The organism is Rhodococcus sp. (in: high G+C Gram-positive bacteria), assembly GCF_049286785.1.
GTDB lineage: Bacteria > Actinomycetota > Actinomycetes > Mycobacteriales > Mycobacteriaceae > Rhodococcus_F.
Genome location: NZ_JBAQEO010000745.1, coordinates 1 through 3722, shown reverse-complemented (window position 1 = coordinate 3722; position 3722 = coordinate 1). Strand labels below are relative to the sequence as shown.

The window sequence follows — 3722 nt, the reverse complement described above, 5'->3', positions numbered from 1 at the left end:
CTTCGACAGTGAATTCCTTCATCGTCTCGGCCCACTTGAGCAGGGCGGCGATGTACTTCTCGCGTTGATCGTCGGTGAGCGCTACAACCAGTACCTCGTCGATCAACCGCTCGTTGCGTTCCGCCGAAGATTGCAGCCGTGGGGGCGGCCACGGCGACGAAACCAGACAAACATTGCCACTCCCCCTGTCTGTGACGGAGACGCTAGCGCATCGCGGCGACCAAGTGCCGTGTGAGGATCGCCGACCATGTCGCCCTTGGAAGCTGTTCCGGGTCGTACCTTTCGAGACTCAGCGCCGCGTGATGGGCGTCTGCGTGCACCCCACCCAGATTGTGCAGGTCAGGACGCGCACCCGCGGTGTATGCGGCCGCGGCTATCGCGGTCAGTTGGTCAGGCATCGTCACTCCTTTCAAGTCCTCGTGCGATCAGATGGTCGAGTCGGCGAGTTGTGGTTGCTCGTGCTGTCCGCGTTCAGCGCCGAGGTCCGGCAGCGGCGGGACGGTGAATCCTGCTTCCTCAGCGAGGGCCTCGAACTTTTTGTACTTCCGCCAGGCGGTGGAGGTGTGACATGGGGGAACCAGAGTGCTGGCGATCTCCTCGAACGTCATGTCGGGGTTGTCGAGCTTGAGTAGTACTGCTTGCTTGGTCTGGTCGTCACTGACGGTGGCGTCGATGAAGGCTTCGAGTTCCTTGCGTTGGAGTGCTGCGGGGTCTTCGGCCGGCGGCGTGATTGCGTCAGGGGCCGGGGTGGGTTGGCTGGTTTCTTGGGCAGCGATTGCCGGTTGCACGGCAGCATCGGCGAGTTCACTGTCGCGGTGGACGCCGCGGGCGGTATCGCGTAGTTGGTCCTCGTGGTAGTCGAAGAACTTGGTGTCGATGGAATCGACGGCGGCGCTGGGCTCTTGAGCGAGGATGGCGGGCTCGTGCGCGAGGACGGCGGGCTCGTGCACGGCGGCGGCGACTGCCTCTTGCACGGTGTCGTACTGGGCTTTTGCGAGTCCGATTGCGCCGAGTTGGGCCACGATGAGGTGGGTGAGGACGAGGACGAGGACCGGGGGGATCACCGCGAGGCCAGCCGCAAACCAGGGATCGAGGGTGACGGCCGGGTTGACGTATGCGTGATATCCGTTGCAGACGATGCTGACGATGAGTGCGGCGGCCGCGAAGAGCCCGGAGGCGATGGCCACTCCCCTGGCTCCGTCGATCTTGGTGAGGATGACGGCGGAGACGGTGGCGGATGAGATCGACACGTCTATGGCGGCGGGGAAGATCCAGCTGAGGGATCGGGAGGTGCCGGCCTGCTCGATGAGGTCTCGAAGTACCTCGAAGGACAGTACGAAGCTGCCGGCAGCGATGAGTGTGTCGGCGGCGATGGCAGCGGCGATGCACCAGAGGATCAGGTGGTACTTGTTACGTGCGGCTTTGAGGTTATGGTCGGTCATGATCGGGTGTTGTCCTTCCTGAGGTGACCCGGTCGGGGAGCCCTGCCGGCGTGTGCGCGCTGGTGGGGCTTCTTTTGCGTGAGGCGGGCGCTGTGGGGCGCAGGAGTGGTTAGTGCGCCGGGTCGGCCGCGGACGGGCCGCCGTTCTCGCTGAGGTGCGGGGATTGTGGTTCTGCGGCCTGTCCGCGGCCGATGCTTTGCGGGTTTTCGGTGGCTTCGAGCTGGTCGATGTAGTCGAGTGCTTGGTCGGTGTTGGGTTTGCCGTGTTCGTTGTGGCCCATCCCGAGGATGAGGACCGGTTCGCCGTCGACTGTGAGGGTGTAGCGGGCTTCGGTGGTTGCGGTCAGGAGTGCGGTCCGGGCGGCTTCGGCGACCTGGGCGATTGCGTCGGGGCGGTCGTCTGCGGTGCCACTTTCGGCGGTGGTGGTGTCGTTGCCGGTGGCGGTTGTGAGTGTCCAGGTAATCACGGTGGCGGGTCCTTGTCTTGTCGCGTTGTGGTGTGTGTCAGTTTGGTTGGTCCACTCGGGTCGGGGGTCGGGGTGGTGCCAATAGGGACCGGATTCTGTGGATGAATCCGGTCCCTGTGGAGTGATCACCGTCAGTCGGTGAAGGCGTCGCGGTCGGTGGGGTCTTTGCGGTACTTGCGGCCGTCGAGGAAGACGCCGACGGCGGTCCTGTGGGCGTTGCGGAGTCCTTCGATGAGGCTGTGGTAGCCGGTGTGGTCGGCGATACGCCAGGTGATCGGTCCCATGTGGACGTCGACCCAGTAGATCGTGCGCCGTTGGTCTTTGCTGTATCGGTTCCCTCGGACGATCGCGTAGGTGGGCGGGTAGATCCAGGTGATGGACATGGTGTTGAGGGCGAATTCTGCACCCCTGACAGCGATGGGGGCGGTGGTGTTGTCCACTCCCATCAGTGCGGGGCGGACGGCGGCGAACCCCTCGAGGATCTTGTGGACGGCGGCGGCGCTGGTGAAAGTCATCATCAGGTGGCCGATGGTGACGGTCATTCGTGTTTGCTCGGTAAGTGGCTGGTAGACGGCGATTTCGGCGGTCTGCTCCCCCGCCACGATTGCGGTGGTGTGGGTGACGATTCCGGCCTGGTCGGCGGCGGCGCGTTCGCGGGTCTGTTTGGCGTTGACCATGGGGTTCCTCCTGCGGGTGGTGGTGGGGGCTTATGCGCTGCGGCGGGTGCTGCGCGGGTGCTGATGGTTGAGGTGCCATACGGCGGTGCGCGCTTCGCGCTGCGACGGGTAGGGGTGGTCGAGCAGCGTGGCGGTGGAGCCGGTCGCGGTGCGCCGGGCGATGTGCCAGGTGAGGCCGGTTGCGAGGTTCCAGCTGATGTTGACAACTGCCCGTCCGACGGTGGCGGGCATCAGGCGTTCAGCCTGAACTTCGTCGGCGTTTGTCATGCCTTAATTCTAACGTATTTAACTCTAGCAAAGTAGCTACGAGATCTTATTTCGAACGTATTTATGTGTGTTCCGCGTCACTCGCGGGCGGGATGTTTATGCAGGTCGACCTCTTTTTCGTGAATATGCGCGTAGCCCCGGCGAGGGCCGGGGCTACTACTCCCCTATTCGGGGTCTCGGTCAGTAGGTTTCGACGCGGTCGTGTATCGAAAGTGCTCCGTAGGAGTGGCCGAGGACGTCCTCGAGCAACTGTGAGAGTCGGCTGTCGGATGTGGTGGCGTAGCTGCCTCCGGACATCGACCAGGCGTGCGTGCGGACGTAGCTGCCCGCGTTCTCGTTCCAGTGGACGGGCGTCAGGTGGACGATCTTTCCGTGTTCGCCGTCGGCGGCCTCACGGAACGCGCGCTTGCGGATTTCCAGGGCGACGGCGGGCGCGTCGGCGCGGGGGCTGACTACGCGCATCGTGAGCGGGACCGGGTAGACGAATCCGGCGGCGTACTCGGTGCAGTCGAGGGTTCCAACCAGGGTGACGCGACTGGATCGAGAGGTGATTCCGCCGAGGGTGCAATCGGAGAATTCCGCGTTGCGGAGGACGCTGAGAATGAGACCGGCGGTGGTGTTCTCGGTGTTTGTCATGACTTAATTCTAACGTATTTAAGTTGACTTATTGGCTATTATCGACTTATTTCTAACCTGATTATGTGTGTGATGCGTCACCCTTTTGCATGGGTGTTTGCGCTGGTTGTGGGTGTTTTTTCGGGTTTTGCGGGCGCTGCAAAATTGGGGGTGGTGTTGAGGTGGTGGTCGTCCCGTCGGCTGGGTGCGTCTCGACCGTGCCGGGTCCGGGGGTGCAAACATGTTTTTCGTTTG

The 3722-nt window shown here is 63.1% G+C and carries 6 protein-coding genes; all 6 read right to left on the bottom strand.

Annotated elements, in window-relative coordinates:
• Nucleotides 1-203 precede the first annotated feature (203 nt).
• Nucleotides 204-398 (bottom strand): hypothetical protein, encoded by a 195-nt coding sequence (locus WAW17_RS27075; RefSeq protein WP_422335948.1) that lies wholly within the window; start codon nucleotides 396-398, stop codon nucleotides 204-206.
• A gap of 27 nt (nucleotides 399-425) precedes the next feature.
• Complete coding sequence (locus WAW17_RS27070) at nucleotides 426-1442, bottom strand: DUF2637 domain-containing protein (RefSeq protein WP_422335947.1); 1017 nt, start codon at nucleotides 1440-1442, stop codon at nucleotides 426-428.
• A gap of 109 nt (nucleotides 1443-1551) precedes the next feature.
• Nucleotides 1552-1908, bottom strand: coding sequence for a hypothetical protein (locus tag WAW17_RS27065; RefSeq protein ID WP_422335946.1), 357 nt, complete (start codon nucleotides 1906-1908; stop codon nucleotides 1552-1554).
• A 131-nt stretch (nucleotides 1909-2039) separates the two neighbouring features.
• Complete coding sequence (locus WAW17_RS27060) at nucleotides 2040-2585, bottom strand: hypothetical protein (protein WP_422335945.1); 546 nt, start codon at nucleotides 2583-2585, stop codon at nucleotides 2040-2042.
• 30 nt (nucleotides 2586-2615) lie between these two features.
• Complete coding sequence (locus WAW17_RS27055; RefSeq protein ID WP_422335944.1) at nucleotides 2616-2852, bottom strand: hypothetical protein; 237 nt, start codon at nucleotides 2850-2852, stop codon at nucleotides 2616-2618.
• A 180-nt stretch (nucleotides 2853-3032) separates the two neighbouring features.
• Nucleotides 3033-3488, bottom strand: coding sequence for a hypothetical protein (locus WAW17_RS27050; RefSeq protein ID WP_422335943.1), 456 nt, complete (start codon nucleotides 3486-3488; stop codon nucleotides 3033-3035).
• Nucleotides 3489-3722 lie beyond the last annotated feature (234 nt).